Below are 20993 nucleotides of genomic sequence, written 5' to 3'. Positions count from 1 at the left end.
CCCAGGCTCATCCACGGTCGCAAGACCCAGGGTCTATCGGGTGGGCTGGCCGGCTCTCGGCACCTCGACAATAGCGAGGGGCGAAGACATAAGGGACGCGTGTTGCGATCGCGCGTCGACGCGGGTCTTCGCCGGCTGCCGGGCCCGTCCCTCATCCGCCTTCGGCACCTTCTCCCGGCGGGAGAAGGAAAGGCGCGAGCGTCGCGAGTGGGCGGTGACGCCTCACAGATGCTCGGTCGGCTCCAGTCCGCTCGGACGCAACGCAGCATCCGGCTCGCGCTTCACCTCGCTGCGATAGATGCGCCACACGATCCACGCCGCGACACTCAACCCCGCCCCGCCGAACGCGAGTGTCGTCGCGCCGCCGCGGCTCGCCAGCGGCGACACCAGTCCCGCCAGCGCGGCATTGAAGGTGAGCCCCACGAACGCCTGCATCGACGAAGCGGCCCCGCGCTGGCGCGGATACAGGTCGAGGATCGCGAGCGTGACGATCGGGAACACCAGCGCGATGCCGAAGGCATTCAATGCCATCGGCAGGACCGCCCACGGCAGCCCCGGCGCATCGACCAGCAGGTTGTAGGCCACGTTGATCGCGGCGGCCGCGATGCTGACGCCGAAGCCGAGCCCGGCCGTGGCCGCCTGGCTCAACCGCCCGGCCATGCGGCCCGACGCGAACGCCCCCAGCATCATGCCCACGATCGTCGGCACGAAGAACCAGCCGAACTGCTGCTGGTTGAGCTTCAGGATATCGAGCACGAACACCGGCGCCGACGCGATATACAGGAACAGCGCGCCGAAACTCATGCAGCCGGCAAACGACAGCAGCAGGAAGCGACGGTTGCGCGCGATCGCCCAGCTGCCGCGGAACAGCGGCCCGAACTTCAGCGCAACGCGGTTGGCCGGCGGATGCGTCTCCGGCAGCCATAGCAGGCACAGCAGCAGCAACACCGCGGAGAACGCGCTCAGGCTCCAGAAGATCGTGCGCCACTGCGACCAGCCCATGATCCAGCCGCCGAAGATCGGCGCGATCGCCGGCGCCACGCTGAAGATCATCGTGACCTGCGACATCAACCGCTGCGCGTCGTGGCCGTCCAGGCAATCGCGGATGATGGCGCGTCCGACGATCAGGCCGGCACCGGCCGACATGCCCTGCACCGCCCGCGCCGCCAGCAGCTGCGGCAGCGTCTGCGCCAGCGCGGCGCCGACGCTCGCGAGCGCGAACACCACCACACCCCACAGGATGACCGGCTTGCGCCCGCGGGCGTCGGATATCGGCCCGTGGAAGATGCTGACGAGCGCGTACGCGAGCAGGTAGACGCTGATGGTCTGCTGCATCGCTGCGGCGGACACGGCGAAGTCGCGTTCGATCTCGGGGAAGGCGGGGAAGATCGTGTCGATCGCGAACGGACCGAACATCGCCAGCGCACCGAGCAGCAGGGCAAGGCGGAGGCGTGCGCTGGGGGCGAGTGACGGCATGGGTGGTGCGGCTCGGAGGGGCGAGCACTGTAGCAGTGGCGGTGTGGATGGGCGCTTGCTTTGGGCGAAGCACCCCCTTCCGCCTGCCGGCACCTTCCCCCGCTGTGCGGGAGAAGGACTCCTTCGTTTCTCGCCCGGTTGATCCTAGACGCTCCACCTGCATGCGGCCTACAGCGAAGCGTCCCTTCTCCCGCACAGCGGGGGAAGGTGCCGGCAGGCGGAAGGGGGTCCTCGGCACGACGCGGACGCACATCCCGCCGCGGCTGCCGGATCACGCGAGCGAACGATTGATTGCCATCCACCGGGCCACCATCATGGCCGTCGAATGAGCACAACGCCCGACGACGCCACCCAGGTCGCCGCACCGACCAACCCCTCCTCGCAAACCTGGAGCGTGCTGCGTTCGCTGCTGCCGTACCTGTGGGAGTTCCGCTGGCGCATTGCGCTGGCGCTGGCGCTGATGCTGGCGGCCAAGCTCGCGGGCGTGGTCGCGCCCGCGGTCCTCAAGCGCATCGTCGACGGCCTCGACGTGCCGCCGTCGCTGCTGGCGTTGCCGGTCGGGCTGCTGCTGGCCTACGGCGCGGCCAAGGTCGGCACCACGCTGTTCACCGAACTGCGCCAGCTCGTGTTCGCGCGCGTGATGGCCCGCGTGTCGCGCCAGATCACGCTGAAGGTGTTCCGCCATCTGCATGCGCTGTCGATGCGGTTCCATCTTGCCCGCCGCACCGGCGGCGTGGCGCGCGACGTGGAGCGCGGCGGCACGTCCATCGCCGACCTGCTCGACTGGTCGATCTACACCATCCTGCCGACGCTCGTCGAAATCGCCCTGGTGACCGTGATTCTCGCGCTGGCCTACGACTGGGTCTTCGCTGCGATCACCCTCGGCACATTGCTGGCCTACATCGCCTTCACCTTCACCGTCACCGAATGGCGCACGCGCTACTACCGCGCCGCCGTGGAGGCCGACACGCACGCCAACGAACGCGCGGTCGATTCGCTGCTCAACTACGAGACGGTGAAGTACTTCGGAAACGAGGAACACGAGGCGCGGCGCTACGACGAGAACCTGGTCCGGCTCGAGGACACCACGGTGCGCAGCCTCAAGACGCTGGCGGCGCTCAACACCGGCCAGAGTTTGATCATCGCGCTCGGCGTGACCGCCATGATGTGGCGCGCGGCCGACGGCGTCGTGGCCGGGCGCATGACGCTCGGCGACCTCGTGCTGGTCAACGCCTACCTGCTGCAGCTCGCCGCGCCGCTGAACTTCCTCGGCATGGTCTACCGCGAAGTGAAGCAGGCGCTGACCAACATGGAACGCCTGTTCGGCCTGCTCGACGAGTCGCTGGACATCCGCGACCGTGCGGACGCCGTGCCGCTGGCCACGCGCAATCCGTGGGTGCGCTTCGAGCACGTGGGCTTCGGCTACGACGCGCGCCGGCAGATCCTGCACGACGTGGATTTCGAGATCCGTCCCGGTCACACCGTGGCGGTGGTGGGCCATTCGGGATCGGGCAAATCGACGCTCTCGCGGCTGCTGTTCCGCTTCTACGACGTGGACAGCGGCCGCATCACGATCGACGGCATCGACGTGCGCGATGCCACCCAGCAGTCGGTACGTGCGGCCATCGGCATCGTTCCGCAGGACACGGTGCTGTTCAACGACACGATCTTCTACAACATCCGCTACGGGCGGCCCGACGCCACGCGGGAGGATGTCATCGCCGCCGCGCGCGCGGCGCACATCCACGCGTTCATCGAGTCGCTGCCGGACGGCTACGAGAGCGATGTCGGCGAGCGCGGACTGAAACTGTCGGGCGGCGAAAAACAGCGCGTCGCGATCGCGCGCGCACTGCTGAAGAATCCCGCCATCCTGGTGTTCGACGAAGCGACCTCGGCGCTGGATTCCAAATCCGAACAGGCGATTCAGGCCGAGATCGACCGCATCGCGCAGGACCGCACCGCGCTCGTCATCGCGCACCGCCTGTCCACCGTGATGAACGCCGACAGCATCCTCGTGCTGGACGGCGGGCGCATCGTCGAACGCGGAACGCACGCGCAGCTGCTGCGCGCGAACGGGCCGTACGCGCAGATGTGGCGGCTGCAGCAGCAGGAGGACGAAGAGCGCGTTGCCACGGACTGAGCGGCGTGCGCGAACGGCGCATCGCCGCGTTTGCTGCACGTGCAGGCCGCGGAGCGCACACTTGGATCCTCGATGACGGACGACGCTTCCATGGCCGCAGTTCTTGTTCCCGGCGCCGTCGAACGGCGGGTGCGCCGTACCCGCGGCGCGCATGCGACGCTGGCGCTCGATGCCGTGGCCGACGAGGTGCCGATCGCGCTCGAGTACAACGGCACGCCGTTCGCGGTGTTGATGGCGACACCGCTCGAGCTCGACGAACTTGCGCTCGGGTTCTCGCTGAGCGAAGGCATCGTCGCTTCCCCGTCCGATGTGCGCGTCGAGGCGGTGCAAGTGCATCTGGACGGCGCGGTGGTGCGGTTGCGCGTGCCGGATGCAGCGGCGCAGCAGCTGCAGCGGCGCCGCCGCAACCTGCAGGGTCGCAGCGGCTGCGGGCTGTGCGGCAACGCGTCGATCGAGGCCGTGCTGCAACCGCCGCCGCCGGTCGCGGATCGGCTGCGCATCGAGCCCGGCGCGCTGCGCCGCGCGCTCGACGCGCTGCATCGGCGCCAACCCATCAACACCGCCACCGGCGCCACGCATGCCGCCGGCTGGGCCACGCCGGACGGCGCGCTCGCGCTCGCGCACGAGGACGTGGGGCGCCACAACGCGCTCGACAAATGCATCGGCGGCCTGCACCGCGCCGGCATCGATCCGCGCACCGGTTTCGCCGTCGTCACCAGCCGTGCAAGCTACGAAATGGCGCTCAAGAGCGCTCGCGCCGGCATCGAGCTGCTGGCCGCGATTTCCGCGCCGACCTCGCTCGCGATCGCGCTCGCGGACTCGGCCGGACTCACCCTGATCGGGTTTGCGCGCGACGCGGACCATGTGGTCTACACGCACCCGCGACGGCTCGACGGCTCGACCGCAGCACCGCGCGCGCGGCACGCACCGGAGGCACGCCGATGAACGCACACGACGAACCGGACGCGAATCCGACCCCGATCCGCCCCTACGACGGCCCCGCCGGCGGCTGGGGCGCGCTGCGCAGCGTGGCGAAACATCTCACGGAACAGGGCGTGCCGGTGCGCGGCGCCAAAACGCTGCTCGCGGTCAACCAGCCGGACGGCTTCGACTGTCCCGGCTGCGCCTGGCCCGATCGCGACCACACCTCCACGTTCGAATTCTGCGAGAACGGCGCCAAGGCCGTCGCGGCCGAAGCCACGCGCCATCGCGCCACGCCGGACCTGTTCGAACGCCACACCGTGGCGCAGCTCGCGCGGCACAGCGACTTCTGGCTCGAACAGCAGGGCCGACTGACGCATCCGATGCGCCTGGATGCGGCCAGCGACAGGTACCTGCCCGTGACGTGGGACGAGGCCTTCGCGCTGATCGCAACGCGGCTCAACGCCCTCGCCTCGCCCGACGAGGCGATCTTCTACACCTCCGGCCGCACCAGCAACGAAGCCGCGTTCCTGTACCAGCTGTTCGTGCGCGAGTTCGGCACCAACAACTTCCCCGACTGCTCCAACATGTGCCACGAGCCGTCCGGCATCGCGCTCAAGCGGCAGATCGGCGTCGCCAAGGGCACGGTGTCGCTGCACGACTTCGAACTGGCCGACGCGATCTTCATCTTCGGCCAGAACCCGGGCACCAACCATCCGCGCATGCTCGGCGAATTGCGCCGCGCCGCAAAGCGCGGCTGTGCGATCGTCTCGTTCAATCCGCTGCGCGAGCGCGGGCTCGAGAAATTCGCCGATCCGCAGGACCCGCTGCAAATGCTCAGCGGCGGCTCGACGACGATCTCATCGGACTATCTGCAGCTGCGCATCGGCGGCGATCTCGCGGCGGTGAAGGGCGTGATCCGCCACGTGCTCGAGATCGATGCGCAGCGTTTGCGCGATGGCCAGTCGGGCGTGCTCGATCGGGAGTTCATCGCCGAGCACACCGCGGACTTCGAGACCTTCGCCGCGGACGTCGCGGCCGAATCCTGGGCGGTGATCGAGGCCGAGTCCGGCCTCACGCGCGCGCAGATGCGTCGCGTTGCGGAGATCTACATCGCGTCGGAGCGCGTGATCTGCTGCTGGGGCATGGGCATCACCCAGCACAAGCATTCGGTCGCGACGATCCAGATGATCGTCAACCTGCTGCTGCTACGCGGCAATCTCGGCCGACCCGGCGCCGGTGCGTGCCCGGTGCGCGGGCACAGCAACGTGCAGGGCGACCGCACGATGATGATCTCCGAAAAGCCGCCGCAGGCCTTCCTCGACCGCCTGCGCGACGTGTTCGGCTTCGAACCGCCGCGCGAACACGGGGTCGACACCGTCGGCGCCATCGAAGCCATGCTCGCGGGCACGGGCAAGGTCTTCTTCGGCCTCGGCGGCAACTTCGCCACCGCCACGCCGGACACCGAGGCCACGCACCGCGCGCTGCGCCGCTGCGACCTCACCGTGCACGTCACCACCAAGCTCAACCGCAGCCACCTGGTGCACGGACGCGAGGCGCTGATCCTGCCGTGCCTGGGCCGCACAGAGATCGACATGCAGGCCACCGGTCCGCAGCAGGTGACGGTGGAGGATTCGATGAGCATGGTGCACCTGTCCGGCGGCATCAACGCGCCGGCCGCGCCGGACCTGCTGTCCGAGCCCGCGATCGTCGCGCGCCTCGCTCACGCCACGCTCGGCGCACGCTCGAAGGTACCGTGGCTGGCGCTGATCGACGACTACGATCGCATCCGCGACGCCATCGCGCGCACCTTCGACGACTTCCACGATTTCAACGCACGCGTGCGCGTGCCGGGCGGCTTCCGCCTGCCCAACACGGCCGCGGAACGGCGCTGGGCGAACGCGGCCGGCAAGGCCGTGTTCCACACCCACGCGGTGCCGACCGATGCGCCGATCCACCGCGCGCGCAGATCGCGCGAGGAGCCGGTGTTCCTGCTTGCGACCGTGCGTTCGCACGATCAGTACAACACCACGGTCTACGGCATGGACGACCGCTACCGCGGCGTATTCGGCGAACGCAGGGTGCTGTTCGCCAACGGCGCGGACATCGCGGCGCTGGGCCTGGCGGCGGGCGACCGGGTCGACCTGCGGAGCGTCGCCGAGGACGGCGTGAAACGCGAGGCGAACGGTTTCCTGCTGGTGGACTACGACATCCCGCGCGGCTGTCTGGCCGCGTACTACCCGGAGACGAATGCGCTGGTGCCGCTGTCGAGCTTCGCCGACGAGGCGCGTACGCCGACGTCCAAATCGATCCCGGTGATCGTGCTGCCGCATGTGCCGGAGTCAGACGCGGCGTCGCGCCGGATCGATGCCTCCCTCGTCCCCTGACCCGGCGCTGCGCGCGGCCATTCTCGCCGCGCTCGCCGACGCGCCGGACGGCGTCTCGCTGCCGAAACTGTGCAAGCGTCTGGGGGTGCGCATGAGTGTGCTGCTGCGTGCGCTGGCGTGGCTCGGCGAGGATGCGATCGGCAGCACGCGCGGCGAAGGGCTGGTGCGCGTGGAGGCGCGCGGTGCGCTGTCGGTCGCGCTGCGCGTGCGCGGCGACGACGGGTCGGCGACCGGCTGATCGCGGTCGTTGCCGGAGCCGCCGTCGCGCGGCGCCGGCTTCTGACAGAATCGCGCATCGCACCCCATCCGACCCGCCGATGACGACCACGGCCGCACCCGCCAACTCCCCCGCCCGCGTGCTGTTCGCCAGCCTCATCGGCACCACCATCGAGTTCTTCGATTTCTACATCTACGCCACCGCCGCGGTGCTGGTGTTCCCGGCGCTGTTCTTCCCCGCCGGCGACCCGACCTCGTCCACGCTGCAGTCGCTCGCCACGTTTGCGCTGGCGTTTTTTGCCCGGCCCATCGGCTCGGCGCTGTTCGGGCATTTCGGCGATCGCGTCGGGCGCAAGGCGACGCTGGTGGCCGCGCTGCTGACGATGGGACTGTCGACCGTATTCATCGGCCTGCTGCCGACGTACGCCTCGATCGGCGTGGCCGCGCCGTTGCTGCTGGCGCTGTGCCGCTTCGGCCAGGGCCTGGGACTCGGCGGCGAATGGGGCGGCGCGGTGCTGCTCGCCACCGAAAACGCGCCGCCCGGCAAGCGCGCGTGGTACGGCATGTTCCCGCAGCTCGGCGCGCCGATCGGCTTCCTGTGCTCGACCGGCATCTTCCTGCTGCTGACCGACGTGCTCGACGATGCGCAGTTCTTCGCCTGGGGCTGGCGCGTGCCGTTCCTCGCGAGCGCGGTGCTGGTGTTCGTCGGCCTGTGGGTGCGGCTGCGCATCCACGAGACGCCGTCGTTCCGGCGCGCGATCGCGAACGACGAACGCGTGAAGCTGCCGATGGCGACCGTGGTCCGGCAGCATCCGCGCGCGCTGATCGCGGGCACGTTCGCGGCGATGGCGACCTTCGTGCTGTTCTATCTCATGACCGTGTTCACGCTGAGCTGGGGCACGAGCGCGCTCGGCTACACGCGCGAGACCTTCCTGCAGCTGCAGATGATCGGCGTGCTGGCGTTCGCGGCCACCATTCCGCTGTCGGCACTCACGGCGGACCGGTACGGGCGGCGTCGCGTGCTGATCGTCGCCACGCTCGCCATCGCCGCGTTCGGACTGATGTTTGCGCCATTGTTCGCGGCCGGAAACGCGATCGCTGTGATCGCGTTCCTGGCGCTCGGCCTGGGCCTGATGGGCCTGACCTACGGCCCGCTCGGCACCGCGCTCGCCGAGCTGTTCCCGACGCCGGTGCGGTACACCGGCGCCTCGCTGACCTTCAACCTCGCCGGCATCTTCGGCGCCTCGCTCGCGCCCTACGCGGCCACCTGGCTGGCGCGCGAGTACGGCATCGCCGCGGTGGGTTACTACCTCACCGCGGCCGCGCTGGTGACGCTGGTGGCGCTGCTTGCGGTCGGCGGCGGCATGCGCCACACGCGCGACTGAGCACTCAGCGCGGCGCCCGCTGGCTGAGCGCCACGCTGCCGAGGATCAGCGCGCCGGCGATGCCCATCGTCAGCGTCAGCGCCTCGCCCAGCAGCAGCCACGCCCACGCCACCGCAAACAGCGGCACGAGATAGGTCACCATCACCGCGCGCCCCGCGCCGATGCGCTGCACCAGGCGGTAGTACATCGCGTATGCGACGCCGGTGCACAGCACGCCGATCAGCACGGCTGCGCCCCAGGCACGCTGCGAGATGACCTGCTCGGGCCATTGCGCGATCGCGAACGGCAACACCACGACGGCGGCGAACGCCAACGTGGCCGCGGCCGACGCCGCCGGCGGAAGATCGGACAGATGCCGCTTCACCAGGTGCGCGCCGACGCCGTAGAGGAAGGCCGCCGCGCAACCGGCCGCCGCCGCCCAGCCCACGCTCGCGCCGGCCACCTTGCCGCTGGCCAGGACCACCACACCCGCGAACCCGGCCAGCAACGCGATGCCGCGTCGGGTGCCGATGGTTTCGCGATAGAAGAGGAAGCCCACCAGGGCGGTGAACAGCACCGCCATGCTGTTGGTGATCGCGCCGATCCCGGCCGGCGCGCGCTGCGCGGCCCACGCGAACAGGGCAAACGGCACGGCGGAATTGATCGCTCCGATCAATGCCAGCATCGGCCACCGCCGCGGCGTGAATTTCGCGCGTGCCTGCCACAGGAACGGCAGCAGGATCAGCGCACCGAGTCCGAGGCGCATTTCGACCAGCGGCACGGTACCGAACTCCGGCGCCGCGACGCGCATGAACATGAACGACGCGCCCCAGATGGCGCCCAGCAGGCACAGTTCGAACGGCGTGCGCCATGCGGCAAGCGCGCCGTTGTCGGCGGGGACGGGGAGCACGGCATGGATATCGGCGGCGCGCATCGGGGACGATCCGAAGGGGTGAGGTGCGACATTCTCCGCCGTGGCAGCGCGGCGGCAAAGCGGATACTTTTGCAGCCAGACACAAACAGGATTTGAGGCTCGTCATGACCCTGCGTCCGGACTGGCTGCCCGCCCTCGCCGCGTTCGAGACCGCCGCGCGCCACCAGAATTTCGCGCACGCCGCCGAGGAACTGCACCTCACCGCGAGTGCCGTGAGCCACCATGTGCGCAAGCTCGAATCGCGCCTGGGCGTGGCATTGTTCCAGCGCCACGCGCGCGGCGTTTCGCTCACGGCCGAGGGCCGCCAGCTGGCCGACGCCGCCGGCAGCGCGCTCGCCGACATGGAAAGCGTGCTGAGCGACCTGCGCGCCGCCGACGCCGAACGCAACCGCGTGCGCATCACCACACTGCACTCGTGGACGCACAGCTGGCTGCTGCCGCGCCTGCCGGCCTTCGCCGCGCTGCATCCGCGCATCCAGCTCACCGTCGACACCGAGGTGGCGCTCACGCGTTTCGACCAGGGCGGTCCGGACCTCGGCATCCGCCACGGCCAAGGCCACTGGCCCGGACTCACCGCCCACCATCTGATGGGCGACACGCTGTTTCCGGTGGCGTCACCGCAGTTTCCCGGCATCGCGCAGGTGCGCACGCCGGCGCAGATCGCGGCGCTGCCGCTGGTCTCGGATCTCGCACGCCAGGGCTGGGCCGACTGGTTCCGCGCCGCCGACGTGCACGGTGCGCATCTGGACGAACGCTACGTGTTCAGCGATTCGACAGCGGCAATGAACGCCGCCGCACACGGCCTGGGCGTTGCGCTGGCACGCGAGCGCATCGTCACGCCCTATCTTGCCGGGCACCGTCTGGTGCCGCTGCCCGGTCCGCGGCTGAAGACGCGATTCGAGTATTTCGTGGTGTACCCGTCGCACCGGCGGCTGCGGCCGGCCGCGCGCTGCTTCGTCGACTGGCTGCTGTCGCTCGAGCGCGAGTGACGCGCGCAGCGCGCACTCATTCGCCCGCCAGTTCGACGCGGTTGCGTCCACCGCGCTTGGCGGCGTACAGCGCGCGATCGGCGCGGTCGAGCAGCGCGGCGGGCGTGGCGTCGCCGCGCCGCAGCGCCAGCCCGATGCTCACCGTCACCGGAAAGCCGATCGGCAGGTTCTGCACCGCCTCGCGCACATACTGCGCCTGCAGCTCGGCCGCGCCGGCATCGGTCACGTGCAGCAGCAGCGCAAACTCCTCGCCGCCGTAGCGCGCCACCGTCGCTGCGCTGCCGGCGCTGGCGCGCAGCACCTGCGCCACGGCGGCAAGCACCTGATCGCCGACCGGATGCCCGTGCAGGTCGTTGATGGTCTTGAAGTGATCGATGTCGATCAGCGCGACGGCAAGGCCACCCGCATCGCCCGTGCGTCCGGTCGCGGCCTGCAGCGCTGCATCGAACGCGCGCCGGTTCGGCAGGCCGGTCAGCGCATCGGTGCGGCTGAGTTCGGCGAGATCGGCGTTGTGCGCTTCGAGTTGCGCCTGGTACTGCAGCAGCTGCTGTTCGTACCAGTCGCGCTCGCGCAGGTGGTGGCCGAGGATGCGCGCGTGGCGGCGCGCATCGAGCAGCACCGAGACCTGGCGCGCGAGACTCTGCAGCGCTTCCCGCTCGGCCTGCGACAGTTCGTGCGGCACGTCGTCGAACACGCACATCGTCCCGACGGCCTCGCCGCCAGCGATCACCGGGGCACCGGCGTAGAAGCGGATCCGCGGATCGCCGCTGACCAGCGGGTTGTCGTGGAAGCGCGCATCGCTGCGCGCGTCCGGCACCACCATCACCTCGTCCGGAACGAGGATCGCATGGCCGCAGAACGCGACATCGCGCGGGGTTTCCTCCACCGCGACGCCCAGGCGCGCCTTGAACCATTGGCGCGAGTCGTCGACCAGCGTCACCGCGCCCATCGGCGTGCGGCAGATGCCGGCGGCGATGCGGAGCAGATCGTCGTAGGACTGCTCCGGCAGCGTGTCGAGAATGTCGTAACTGTGCAGCGCGGCGAGGCGCGCGATTTCGTTGTCCGGCTTCTTCGGTGGAATCATCGCGGTGTGCGCGTGTCGGGCCAGGTGCGCATTGTGCCATCGTCGATCGCAGGGTCGGCCGGGCGGTGCGGCGAGCGCATTGCGCGCGTCGATGCCGTGACACGGCATCTTCGCGCTAAGCTGGCCGCCCCGCCGGCGCATGCGCGCGGCGTCGATGTCGAGGCCCCATGCCAGCGCGCCGCAGCCCGTCCGCGCCGCCCCTTCCGTTTCCGACCGCGCCTGCGCATCCACGCATCCGCGTCGGCATCGGCGGCTGGGCGTTCGCGCCGTGGCGCGGCCCGTTCTATCCCTCCGGGCTCGTGCAGAAGCGCGAGCTCGAATACGCCAGCCGCCGGCTGACCGCCATCGAGATCAACGGCACGTTCTACGGCGCGCAGACGCCGGCCACGTACGCGCGCTGGCGCGACGAGACGCCGCCCGGGTTCGTGTTCTCGCTCAAGGCCCCGCGGTTCCTCGTGCAGGCGCGCGAGCTTGCGCGCGGACGCGAGGGCGTCGAGCGATTCGTGCACGGCGGCATCGCGGAACTGGACGATCGACTCGGGCCGATCCTGTGGCAGTTCGCGCCCGGCAAGCGCTTCGATCCGGACGATCTTGCGGGTTTTCTCGATCTGCTGCCGCGCATGTTGAACGGGCGCGCGCTGCGGCACGTGCTCGAAGTGCGGCACGACAGTTTCCTGTGCGAGCAGTATCTCGCCCTGACCCGGGCGCACGATGTGCCGACGGTATTCACCGACTCGCCGACGTATCCGTCGTTCGCCGATCCGGGCGGGGACTTCCGCTACGCGCGCCTGATGCGTTCGCGCAGCGACGTGGTGACCGGCTATCCGGGCGATGAACTCGATGCCTGGGCCTCACGCGCCCGCACGTGGGCCGCGGGCGGCGTGCCGGGTGACCTGCCGCGGATCGTTCCGCACGACGAGGCGCCGACGGTCGCGCGCGACGTGTTCGTCTTTTTCATCAGCGCGGCGAAGGAACGCAACCCGGCGGCCGCGCTTGGGCTGATCGAGCGCCTGGATCGCGGCTGAGATGCCTGCCCGATGATGATCGAGAGCGCGCCTGCTTCCTTCTCCCGTCGGGAGACGGATTGTCACGCCTTCATGTTTGTCGCTCGACGATGATCGACAGTGCCTGATTCCTTCTCCGTCGGGAGAAGGTGGCCCGGCAGGGCCGGATGAGGGCGGCAACTCCAAGCGGAAGAAATTTTCGAAACGGCGAAAGCGCAATCGCTGCGGTGGACGGGCGTCGGCCCGATGCGACGACTCGCCCTCATCCGCCCTTCGGGCACCTTCTCCCGAGGGGAGAAGGATTTTCACACCTTTCACGTTTGCTGCTCGATGCTGATCGACAGTGCCTGCTTCCTTCTCTCGCGGAAGAAGAACAGCCAGCGATCACCACTGCGTGCGTTGGGGCAGCAGGCCGCGCAGTTCCTGGTCGGTGAGGTTGCGCCACTGGCCCGGCTTGAGCGCGCCGAGCTTGATGTTGTCGATGCGCACGCGCCGCAACTGGGTCACACGGTAGTCGAAGGCCGCCGCCATCAGGCGGATCTGCCGGTTCAGCCCTTGCGTGAGCACGATGCGGAAGCCGAATTTCGCGAGGCGGCCGGTGCGGCACGGCAGCGTCATCTGGCCGTGGACGCGCACGCCGCGCGCCATGCCGCGCAGGAATTCGTCGGTCACCGCCCTGTTCACGGCCACCAGATATTCCTTCTCGTGGCGGTTCTCCGCGCGCAGGATGTCGTTGACGATGTCGCCGTTGCTGGTGAGCAGGATCAGGCCTTCGGAGTCCTTGTCCAGGCGGCCGATCGGGAAGATGCGCTGTTCGTGGCCGACGAAGTCGACGATGTTGCCCTTCTCGCCGGTGTCGGTGGTGCAGACGATGCCGACCGGCTTGTTCAGCGCGATGTAGACGTGCTTTCGCCCCGCGCGCGTTTCGCGCTTGCGCAGGGTCTGGCCGTCGATGCGCACATCGTCGCCCTCGCCCACCACGCTGCCGACGCCGGCGGCGCGACCGTTGATGGTCACGCGTTTCTCGGCGATCAGGCGGTCGGCTTCGCGGCGCGAGCAGTAGCCGCTTTCGGCGATGTGCTTGTTGATGCGCTGCGTGCGCGCGGCAGCGTCGTCGTGGCGCCCGGGCGCGTCGTCGTGGAGCCGGTCGTCTTCAGCGTGCATCGTCGTTCCAGAGGGCGTTCCATCCCTCGCGGCCGAGGCGGCGCAGGGTGGCGATGTTGCGTTCGTAGATGGCGTCCGGATCGTCGATGGCATCGACCACGCGTGCGATGCTCGCCTCGCGCAGCAGATGCAGGATCGGGTACGGCGCGCGGTTGGTGTGGTTCTCGATCGCGTCCGGTTCCGCGTCGGCGAAACGGTAGTCCGGGTGGAAGCTCGCGACCTGCAGTTCGCCGTCCAGGCCGAGGTCTTCGACCAGCGCATCGGCGAGATCGAGAAAGTCGTTGTAGTCCAGAAACGACTGCAGCACGTGCGGGTGGATCAGCAACGTGGTTTCGACGGTCTCGGCCGGGGTGTCGCGCAGGCGTTCGAGTTCGGCGCGCAGATCGTCGTGCAGCGCGCGCACGTCGGTGGCGGGGCTTTCGACGAAGCGCACGCGCCGCTGCACGTACGGTGCACGCGCGAACGGGCACAGGTTGAGGCCGATCACCGCGCGTTCGAGCCAGACGCGCGTCGCGGCAATGGCAGGCGTGTCGCTCACATGCGCCGCACGCGGAACTTGCGGCCCTTGATGCCGCCCTCACGCAGTTTTGCCAGCGCCTGGTCGGCGGATTTGCGCCGGATCGCGACGTAGCTGCGCGTCGGGAACACGTCGATCTTGCCGATCACCTCCACCGGCATGCCGGCCGCGCCGGTGAGCGCGCCGACGATGTCGCCCGGGCGCAGCTTGTCGCTGCGGCCGGCGTCGATGCGCAGGCTGATCATGCCCGACTGCGGCGGCTGTTTCGGGCTGGCCGACAGCGGCTGCACGCGGCGCCAGCGCAGCAGCGCGCCACGCTGGCTTTCCATCGCAAGCGCGCGCGGCATCTCGCGCGGCGTGACCAGGCTGTACGCCGCGCCGCCCTTGCCGGCGCGGCCGGTGCGTCCGATGCGGTGCACGTACACGTCCGCGTCGGTCGGCAGCTCGTAGTTCACCACCGCGGCCAGATCCTGCACATCGAGGCCGCGCGCGGCCACGTCGCTTGCCACCAGCACGTTGCAGCTGCGGTTGGCGAAGCGCACCAGCACTTCGTCGCGGTCGCGCTGTTCCATGTCCCCGTGCAGCGGCAGCGCATCGAACCCGAGTCCGACGAGCGTGGCGGCGACGTCGTCCACGTCGCGCCGCGTGTTGCAGAACACGACGCACGACTCGGGTTTCGCCTCCAGCAGCAGCGCCGCAAGCACGGCGGGTTTGCGCGCGAGTTCTGCCTCGACGAAGGTTTCCTCGACCGGTGCCTGCTCGATTTCGCCGGCGACGGTGACCTCTTCCGGGTTGCGCATCACGCCGCGCGCGATGGCGCGGATCGCATCGGGGAAGGTGGCGGAGAACAGCAGGGTCTGGCGGTCGCCGGCGGTTTTCTTCGCGATCTCGCGGATGGCCTCCTCGAAGCCCATGTCGAGCATGCGGTCGGCTTCGTCGAGCACTAGTGTCTTCACCCCGCCCAGGTGCAGCACGCCCTTGCGCGTGAGTTCCTGGATGCGCCCCGGCGTGCCGACCACCACGTGGGGATCGTGCGCTTCGAGCGAGGCCAGCTGCGGGCGCAGCGAGACGCCGCCGCACAGGATCGAGAGTTTGAGGTTGGGGATGCCGAACGCGAGGCGGCGGATCTGCTTGCCGACCTGATCGGCGAGCTCGCGCGTGGGACACAGCACGAGCGCCTGCGCGCGGATCAGCGCGGGATCGACGCGCGCCAGCAGGCCGAGGCCGAAGGCCAGCGTCTTGCCGCTGCCGGTGGGCGCCTGCGCGATGACATCGCGGCCGGCGAGGACGTGCGGCAGGCTCGCGGCCTGCACCGGCGTGGGCTGCGTGAAGCCGAGCGCGTCGATGGCCTGCCGCAGCGCAGGCGGCAGGTCGAGTGTCGAGAAATCGTCCATGCGGCATTTTCGCAGGAAAATGCCGGCGTTGCGCGGACGTGCGCGGCGGCGCTGCGGTTCCTTCCACGCGCGGCGTTCGTCATGGTGGCGACGACCGCGATGACGACGCAGGGCGCTGGCCGCGTTGCGCGCCGACCTGGTCCCGGACCTGCACGACGGTTTGGCGGCCGCCATCGACAGGGTGACTCAGCGCACGGGCTCCAGCGCGTGTCCGCTGATGCCCAGATCGCGCGACGGATCGAAGTCCGGATCGTTGGTGAGGAACTGGCGGCCGTCGTCGAGTTGCCAGGCGTGCCGGTAATGGATCGACAGGTCGACCTGGCTGCCGGTGGACGGGTCGCGCCAGGGTTGCACTTCCTGGATCGTGTCGATGCGGCCGGCGTGGATGCGGGCGTCGGTGGCGGCGGTGCTGGCGACGCCGGCAGCGTGGATCGCCGAGACCGACTTGATCGTGTCCATGCGGATGCGGCCGCGCTCGAGGATGCCGTTCATGCTGATCTCGCTCATGCGCGCCTGGTGCCAGGTGCGGATGGCCGTCTGCTGGCGCAGGTTGTGCGCCTGCATCGCACGCTGGCTGGCGGCGAGCATCTGCTGTCCCCAGCCGCGATCGGTGCGCGCGGAGAGACGGATGCGTTCGAGCAGGGCGAAGTCGAGTTCGCCGTCGGGCGCGCGCAGCGCGAGCGGGGTTTCCGCGCTGCCGGTGAGCGACACGCCGATCATCGGATCGCGCAGTTCGGAGAAGAACACGGCGGTGACGAGGCTTTCGCGCATTTCCACGCCCTGCAGCGGATAGCCGATCAGCAGCTCGCCCGCGTCGTACCAGCCGCGGACGCCGTCGCGCGCCGGCGGCAGGGCCTGGGCACGCTCGGCCACCATGTCGGGACGATCGCGATAGGACAGCACCCGGGCGCCGGGACGCGCCTGCTGCACCACGGCCTCGAGATAGGCACGTGCCGATTCCATCGGCGCAGCCGGACACGGGTTCATCTCGACGATGCCGACGCGGGCCACCTGCCAGCTCAGTTTCGGCAGCAGCGCAACGGCGTGGCGGCCGTCGCGCGACGTGGCGTTCCAGACGTAGCCGTGCATGTTGCCGACGCATTCGACGTTGCGCTCCCAGCGCACACCGCCGTCGGCGGTCCAGCCGGCGGGGATGTCGAGCGTCATCGCGGTCATCGGTTGCGCGAAACCGGTGGCGTCGGGGATCTGCACGGTCACGAGCGCCGCCTGCGCGGGCGCTGGCGGCGCGGGCGCGCGCGGGTCGACGAACACGCCCTTGCCGTGCGGCGTGCCGGCGGCGGCGCGCGGCAGCGCGGGATCGTCGCTGCCGCAGGAGAGCAGCGCGATCGACAGCGAAAGGCCGCAGAGGAAGAGGACGGCATGACGTGGCATGGAAGGCTCCGCTCGATGGGCGCTGGGCGCGGTCTGTGCCCGTGCATGCGCGCAACGGCGGCGGAGTGGCTCACGTGCGCGGATGCGGATGCACGCACCGACGGGCGCAGGATGTCGCTGAGCCGGTTTTCCGGTCTTGTGCGCATCGGACCATGCCGCCCCGTCTTCCCTGGAGTGTCCGATGCCGTCCCATCGCAATCCCTGCATCCCCCGTGCGGTCGTCAGCTCGCCCGCCCTCCGCACGTTCGCTGCCCTGCTGGCGCTCGCCGCGTCCACCGCCGCGCTGGCACAGCAGGACTTCGGCGCACCGACGACGCAGCCGCCGCAGTACCCACAGCCGTCCGCGCCGCAGAGCCCACCGCCGGCCGCGACCGGCGTGCCGGGCTACGGCAACGCGCCGCCCGCGGCCGGCGCCAGCGCCAGCGCGCTGCAGATGCTGGTACAGCAGGAGCAACAGGACTTCGGCGTGCCGCCGCAGCAGACGCTGCAGCCGCAGATGCACGGGCCGACGCCCACCAGCATCCCCGGCGGCCAGGTCATCACCACGGACCGCCTGATTCCGATGCTCGCGCAGGGGCCGCAGCACGGCCCGCTGGTGTTCCATGTGCTCGGCCCGGGCGACATGCTGCCCGGCGCGCAGATGGCCACGCCCGCATCGCAGGCCGGCACGTTCGACGACCAGACCCAGCGCGAATTCGGCCAGTACCTGCAGCAGGTCACACAGGGCAACAAGGCGAAACCGCTGGTGTTCTATTGCCTCAACACGCAGTGCTGGATGTCGTACAACGCGGCTCTGCGCGCGATCAACATGGGCTTCAGCCAGGTGATGTGGTACCGCGGCGGCATCGAGGCGTGGCAGCAGGCGCAGCAGATGGCGGCCGGCATGCAGTCGCCGAACGGAGTCCGCTGAGCGCGGGCCGGCGCCGCGACCGACCGCGGACCTACGGCAACGCGCACGGCGCGACCGGCACCGCCTCCGGATGCACGCACAGCGCGCTGCGCACACGGGCGACGAAATCGGCCGTGGACTGCGGCGGCGATTCGACCCGGTCCAGCACCGCGATCGCACGCTGCAGCAGCTGCGCGGATTCGCCGACGCGCCCCTGCGCGAGGCGCGTGTCGGACAGCGCGGCCAGGGCGTTCACGTGGTAGGCGTGGGGCGCGTCGGCGTACATGCGGTCGGCCATCGCCACGGCGGTTTCGCCCCACTCGGAGGCAAGATCGAGCCGGTCCAGATCGCGCGCCTGGCGCGCGAGGTTGGTCATCGGCGTCAGCACCATCGCATGGTCGCCGGAAAATGCGCTGCGATGCATCGCCACCGCCTGCTGCTGCAGCGACAGCGCCTGTTCGGGCCGGCCGCGCTGGTTCGCGAGCCGCGCACGATTGTTGAGCACGATGGCCAGGTACGGTCCGCCCTCGGGATACAAGGCCTCGAAGCTCGCCTGCACCTGCGCGTAGATCGCCTCGGCGCGATCGAGCTCGCCCAGGCCGCGCAGCGCGTGCGCGAGGTTGCCGAGCGTCTGTGCGCGCTCTTCGGCCGACGGCGGCGGATCGGCAGCATCGCCGGCGGCGAGCGCACGCTCGAAGTACCCGCGCGCCGGCGCGAACTGCTCCTGCAGCAGATGCATCACACCGGCGTCGTTGAGCACCGTCGCAAACAGCGGATCGCGCGTGTGGCCGCCGCGCTCGAGCCGCGCCAGCGCGTCGGCATAGCCGGCCTCGGCGCGCGCGAAATCGCCCCGCTCCTTGCGCAGCGAGGCCAGCGTGGCGACGGCGCGCGCGCTGGCCGGTGCGTCGGGGCCGTGCGCCTGCTCGCTGTCGGCGAGCGAACGCTCCAGTTGCGCCTGCGCCGCGTCCAGTCGGTAACGCCCGAGCATGCTCCGGCCCAGGGCATGGCGGATGTCCGCCGCCAGATCGGGGCGGCTGCCGAAACGCGCGTCGACCTGCGCGGCGGCCTCGTCCAGCGCCGCGGCCAGGGTGATCTCGCCGTCGGACACGTAGGGATTGGAGAGATCGAGCACATCGACCAGGAACGCATTGACCTGCGCGGTGTCGCGCGCCGCGCGCCGCGCCTGTTGCGCCTGCAGCAGCGCGATGCCGGCCGCCGCGAGGATCGCGAGCAATGCCAGCACGGCCGCGGCGCTGCCCACCCGATGCCGGCGCACGAACTTGCCGATGCGATAACCGGCCGAATCCGGATGCGCGAGCACCGGCAGGCCGGCATGCTGCCGCCGCAGATCGTCGCCCAACGCCTGCGCCGATCCGTAGCGCCGCGCCGGATCCTTGTGCAGGGCACGTGCGAGGATGCGTTCGAGATCGCCGCCGATGCGCAGCATGCGCGCGCGTCGCTCGCTGTCCGACAGCGGGGCGCCGGCGATCGCGCGCCGCAGCGTGGGCGGATCGGTTTCGCAGATAACCCGTTCGCTCTGCGCCGCGCTGAGCCCGTCGAGCGAGTACGGCCGGGCACCGGCCAGCAGCTCGAACAGCACCACGCCGAGCGAATACACGTCCGACGCCGTGGTCAGCGGTTCGCCGCGCACCTGTTCGGGGCTTGCGTAGGCCGGTGTCATCGCGCGCGTGCCGGTGCGCGTGGCGTCGGCGTCGCTCTCGCGTTCCAGGCGCCGCGCGATGCCGAAATCGAGCAGCCGCGGCTCGCCGTCGGCATCGACCAGGATGTTCTGCGGTTTCAGGTCGCGGTGCACGATGAGATGCCGGTGCGCGGCCTCGACCCCGTCGCACACCTTGCAGAACAGCGCCACGCGCGCCGGTACGTCGAGGCCGTGCAGCTCGCACCAGCGCGTGAGCGAAACGCCGTCGACGTATTCCATCACCAGGTACGGCACGCCGCTGGCGCTGCTGCCGCCGTCGAGCACGCGCGCCACGTTCGGATGGTCCAGCCGCGCCAGCAGCCGGCGTTCGTTCTCGAATCGGACAACGAGGTCGGCATGGCCCGCGGCATCGAGCGCGGTGCGCACGAGCTTGATCGCGGCGCGCTGCTCGTAGGCGCCGTCGGCGCGCTGCGCCAGATACACCACACCCATGCCGCCGGCGTCGAGTTCGCGCTCGATGCGCCACGCGCCGAGGCGGTCGCCGGGCTGCGGCAACGCCGCGAACGCGGGCATGGCGGCGGGGGTCTCGAGAAAGTCGCTGGCCTCGTCGACGCCGTCGAGCAGGGCCCGAACGCGTGCCGCGACGGTGGTCGACATCGGTTGCGTCGCAAGCCACGCGGCACGCGCATGCGGCGCGCGCTGCAGCGCCGCATCGAACAGACGCATCGCCTCGATCTCGTCCGACAGCTCCACCGCGCCTCCGCCGCCCGCCCCGGCCCCGCAGTGTAGCGCCGACGGTTGCGCGCCGGTCCGGCGCGGCTGCAGAGCGGACGGTGAACGCCCTACACTTCGGCGCATGCACACGCCCGACGATGCCCCGATCACGACGCTGCTCGCCGCCTGGCGCGGCGGCGACGACCGCGCGCGCGATCGCCTCGCGGCGGCGCTGTATCCCGAACTGCGGCGGCTCGCGCAGCAGGCGTTCCGGCGCGAACGCCGCGACCACACACTGCAGCCCACGGCCCTGGTCAACGAAGCCTGGCTGCGGCTCGCCGGAAGCGCATCGATTCCGGGCGACGATCGCGGCCATCTGCTGTCGGTCGCCGCGCGCCTGATGCGCGAGATCCTCATCGACCACGCGCGTCGTCGCGCCGCGGCCAAGCGCGACGGCGGCGCGCGCGTGACGCTGTCGCGCGTGGAGGTGGGCGACGATGGCGACGGCATCGACCTGCTCGGCCTGGACGCCGCGTTGCAACGACTGGACCGCATCGACCCGGTGAAGGGACGCATCGTGGAACTGCGCTACTTCGGCGGCCTGAGCATCGAGGACACGGCACGCGCGCTGTCCCTGTCGCCGGCGACGATCAAGCGCCACTGGCAGGCCGCGCGCGTGTGGCTGTTCGACGCGCTTGCCGGCGAGGCGGACCCGGCACGCTGACGGCGCAGGCGGCCGACGGCCGCG

The 20993-nt window shown here is 70.4% G+C and carries 17 protein-coding genes; 9 read left to right on the top strand and 8 right to left on the bottom strand.

Features of this window, described 5'->3' with window-relative positions; translation table 11 throughout:
- Positions 1-222: 222 nt before the first annotated feature.
- A complete protein-coding gene (locus HNQ52_RS15410; protein WP_183962069.1) occupies positions 223-1476 on the bottom strand; it encodes a multidrug effflux MFS transporter in 1254 nt (417 codons plus the stop codon).
- A 325-nt stretch (positions 1477-1801) separates the two neighbouring features.
- On the opposite strand from HNQ52_RS15410, the gene HNQ52_RS15405 reads away from it, so the two are divergent.
- From HNQ52_RS15405 to HNQ52_RS15385, 5 genes are all read left to right on the top strand, one after another.
- Positions 1802-3616: an ABCB family ABC transporter ATP-binding protein/permease gene (locus HNQ52_RS15405; protein WP_183962068.1), complete on the top strand. Its 1815-nt coding sequence runs from the start codon at positions 1802-1804 to the stop codon at positions 3614-3616.
- A gap of 72 nt (positions 3617-3688) precedes the next feature.
- Entirely contained in the window at positions 3689-4561 is an 873-nt protein-coding gene (fdhD, locus tag HNQ52_RS15400; protein ID WP_183962067.1) for a formate dehydrogenase accessory sulfurtransferase FdhD, read from the top strand.
- Positions 4558-6924, top strand: a complete 2367-nt coding sequence (locus HNQ52_RS15395) for an FdhF/YdeP family oxidoreductase (RefSeq protein WP_183962066.1) — start codon at positions 4558-4560, stop codon at positions 6922-6924. Before fdhD ends, HNQ52_RS15395 begins: the two co-directional genes overlap by 4 nt.
- On the top strand, positions 6905-7162 hold the full coding sequence (locus HNQ52_RS15390) for a hypothetical protein (RefSeq protein ID WP_183962065.1): 258 nt from the start codon (positions 6905-6907) through the stop codon (positions 7160-7162). Before HNQ52_RS15395 ends, HNQ52_RS15390 begins: the two co-directional genes overlap by 20 nt.
- A gap of 79 nt (positions 7163-7241) precedes the next feature.
- Entirely contained in the window at positions 7242-8525 is a 1284-nt protein-coding gene (locus tag HNQ52_RS15385; RefSeq protein WP_183962064.1) for an MFS transporter, read from the top strand.
- Between the two features lie 4 nt (positions 8526-8529).
- Here the strand turns inward: HNQ52_RS15385 and HNQ52_RS15380 are convergent, their stop codons facing one another.
- Positions 8530-9438: a DMT family transporter gene (locus tag HNQ52_RS15380; protein WP_183962063.1), complete on the bottom strand. Its 909-nt coding sequence runs from the start codon at positions 9436-9438 to the stop codon at positions 8530-8532.
- 104 nt (positions 9439-9542) lie between these two features.
- On the opposite strand from HNQ52_RS15380, the gene HNQ52_RS15375 reads away from it, so the two are divergent.
- On the top strand, positions 9543-10427 hold the full coding sequence (locus HNQ52_RS15375) for a LysR substrate-binding domain-containing protein (RefSeq protein WP_183962062.1): 885 nt from the start codon (positions 9543-9545) through the stop codon (positions 10425-10427).
- A gap of 16 nt (positions 10428-10443) precedes the next feature.
- Here the strand turns inward: HNQ52_RS15375 and HNQ52_RS15370 are convergent, their stop codons facing one another.
- On the bottom strand, positions 10444-11511 hold the full coding sequence (locus HNQ52_RS15370; protein ID WP_183962061.1) for a GGDEF domain-containing protein: 1068 nt from the start codon (positions 11509-11511) through the stop codon (positions 10444-10446).
- Between the two features lie 167 nt (positions 11512-11678).
- On the opposite strand from HNQ52_RS15370, the gene HNQ52_RS15365 reads away from it, so the two are divergent.
- Complete coding sequence (locus tag HNQ52_RS15365) at positions 11679-12536, top strand: DUF72 domain-containing protein (protein WP_183962060.1); 858 nt, start codon at positions 11679-11681, stop codon at positions 12534-12536.
- Between the two features lie 363 nt (positions 12537-12899).
- Here the strand turns inward: HNQ52_RS15365 and HNQ52_RS15360 are convergent, their stop codons facing one another.
- The 4 genes from HNQ52_RS15360 to HNQ52_RS15345 all read right to left on the bottom strand — a co-directional run bounded on the left by HNQ52_RS15360 (position 12900) and on the right by HNQ52_RS15345 (position 16982).
- The gene (locus tag HNQ52_RS15360) at positions 12900-13679 is read right to left on the bottom strand and encodes a pseudouridine synthase (protein WP_183962059.1); all 780 of its coding nucleotides are present in this window, start codon (positions 13677-13679) and stop codon (positions 12900-12902) included.
- Complete coding sequence (locus HNQ52_RS15355) at positions 13669-14217, bottom strand: DUF1415 family protein (RefSeq protein ID WP_183962058.1); 549 nt, start codon at positions 14215-14217, stop codon at positions 13669-13671. The genes HNQ52_RS15360 and HNQ52_RS15355 overlap by 11 nt, the downstream gene beginning before the upstream one ends.
- On the bottom strand, positions 14214-15590 hold the full coding sequence (dbpA, locus tag HNQ52_RS15350; protein WP_183962057.1) for an ATP-dependent RNA helicase DbpA: 1377 nt from the start codon (positions 15588-15590) through the stop codon (positions 14214-14216). Before dbpA ends, HNQ52_RS15355 begins: the two co-directional genes overlap by 4 nt.
- A gap of 186 nt (positions 15591-15776) precedes the next feature.
- Positions 15777-16982 (bottom strand): hypothetical protein, encoded by a 1206-nt coding sequence (locus HNQ52_RS15345; RefSeq protein ID WP_183962056.1) that lies wholly within the window; start codon positions 16980-16982, stop codon positions 15777-15779.
- 181 nt (positions 16983-17163) lie between these two features.
- Between HNQ52_RS15345 and HNQ52_RS15340 the strand changes: the two genes are divergently transcribed.
- Complete coding sequence (locus tag HNQ52_RS15340; RefSeq protein ID WP_183962055.1) at positions 17164-17892, top strand: rhodanese-like domain-containing protein; 729 nt, start codon at positions 17164-17166, stop codon at positions 17890-17892.
- Positions 17893-17923: 31 nt separating this feature from the next.
- Here the strand turns inward: HNQ52_RS15340 and HNQ52_RS15335 are convergent, their stop codons facing one another.
- Complete coding sequence (locus tag HNQ52_RS15335) at positions 17924-20284, bottom strand: protein kinase domain-containing protein (protein ID WP_183962054.1); 2361 nt, start codon at positions 20282-20284, stop codon at positions 17924-17926.
- Between the two features lie 103 nt (positions 20285-20387).
- On the opposite strand from HNQ52_RS15335, the gene HNQ52_RS15330 reads away from it, so the two are divergent.
- Entirely contained in the window at positions 20388-20969 is a 582-nt protein-coding gene (locus tag HNQ52_RS15330; protein ID WP_183962053.1) for an ECF-type sigma factor, read from the top strand.
- Positions 20970-20993 lie beyond the last annotated feature (24 nt).

The sequence above is a fragment of the Chiayiivirga flava genome, assembly GCF_014202825.1.
GTDB lineage: Bacteria > Pseudomonadota > Gammaproteobacteria > Xanthomonadales > Xanthomonadaceae > Chiayiivirga > Chiayiivirga flava.
The sequence above is the reverse complement of the archived record's forward strand: the minus strand, read 5'-3'. Positions and strand labels throughout refer to the sequence as shown.

Bases quoted from the DNA above. Each gene is read 5' to 3' on its own strand.
- HNQ52_RS15410 (WP_183962069.1), bottom strand. From the start codon at position 1,476: ATGCCGTCACTCGCCCCCAGCGCACGCCTCCGCCTTGCCCTGCTGCTC.
- HNQ52_RS15370 (WP_183962061.1), bottom strand. From the start codon at position 11,511: ATGATTCCACCGAAGAAGCCGGACAACGAAATCGCGCGCCTCGCCGCG.
- HNQ52_RS15345 (WP_183962056.1), bottom strand. From the start codon at position 16,982: ATGCCACGTCATGCCGTCCTCTTCCTCTGCGGCCTTTCGCTGTCGATC.
- HNQ52_RS15330 (WP_183962053.1), top strand. From the start codon at position 20,388: ATGCACACGCCCGACGATGCCCCGATCACGACGCTGCTCGCCGCCTGG.
- dbpA (WP_183962057.1), bottom strand. From the start codon at position 15,590: ATGGACGATTTCTCGACACTCGACCTGCCGCCTGCGCTGCGGCAGGCC.
- HNQ52_RS15340 (WP_183962055.1), top strand. From the start codon at position 17,164: ATGCCGTCCCATCGCAATCCCTGCATCCCCCGTGCGGTCGTCAGCTCG.
- fdhD (WP_183962067.1), top strand. From the start codon at position 3,689: ATGACGGACGACGCTTCCATGGCCGCAGTTCTTGTTCCCGGCGCCGTC.
- HNQ52_RS15405 (WP_183962068.1), top strand. From the start codon at position 1,802: ATGAGCACAACGCCCGACGACGCCACCCAGGTCGCCGCACCGACCAAC.
- HNQ52_RS15390 (WP_183962065.1), top strand. From the start codon at position 6,905: ATGCCTCCCTCGTCCCCTGACCCGGCGCTGCGCGCGGCCATTCTCGCC.
- HNQ52_RS15385 (WP_183962064.1), top strand. From the start codon at position 7,242: ATGACGACCACGGCCGCACCCGCCAACTCCCCCGCCCGCGTGCTGTTC.
- HNQ52_RS15365 (WP_183962060.1), top strand. From the start codon at position 11,679: ATGCCAGCGCGCCGCAGCCCGTCCGCGCCGCCCCTTCCGTTTCCGACC.
- HNQ52_RS15360 (WP_183962059.1), bottom strand. From the start codon at position 13,679: ATGCACGCTGAAGACGACCGGCTCCACGACGACGCGCCCGGGCGCCAC.
- HNQ52_RS15395 (WP_183962066.1), top strand. From the start codon at position 4,558: ATGAACGCACACGACGAACCGGACGCGAATCCGACCCCGATCCGCCCC.
- HNQ52_RS15375 (WP_183962062.1), top strand. From the start codon at position 9,543: ATGACCCTGCGTCCGGACTGGCTGCCCGCCCTCGCCGCGTTCGAGACC.
- HNQ52_RS15380 (WP_183962063.1), bottom strand. From the start codon at position 9,438: ATGCGCGCCGCCGATATCCATGCCGTGCTCCCCGTCCCCGCCGACAAC.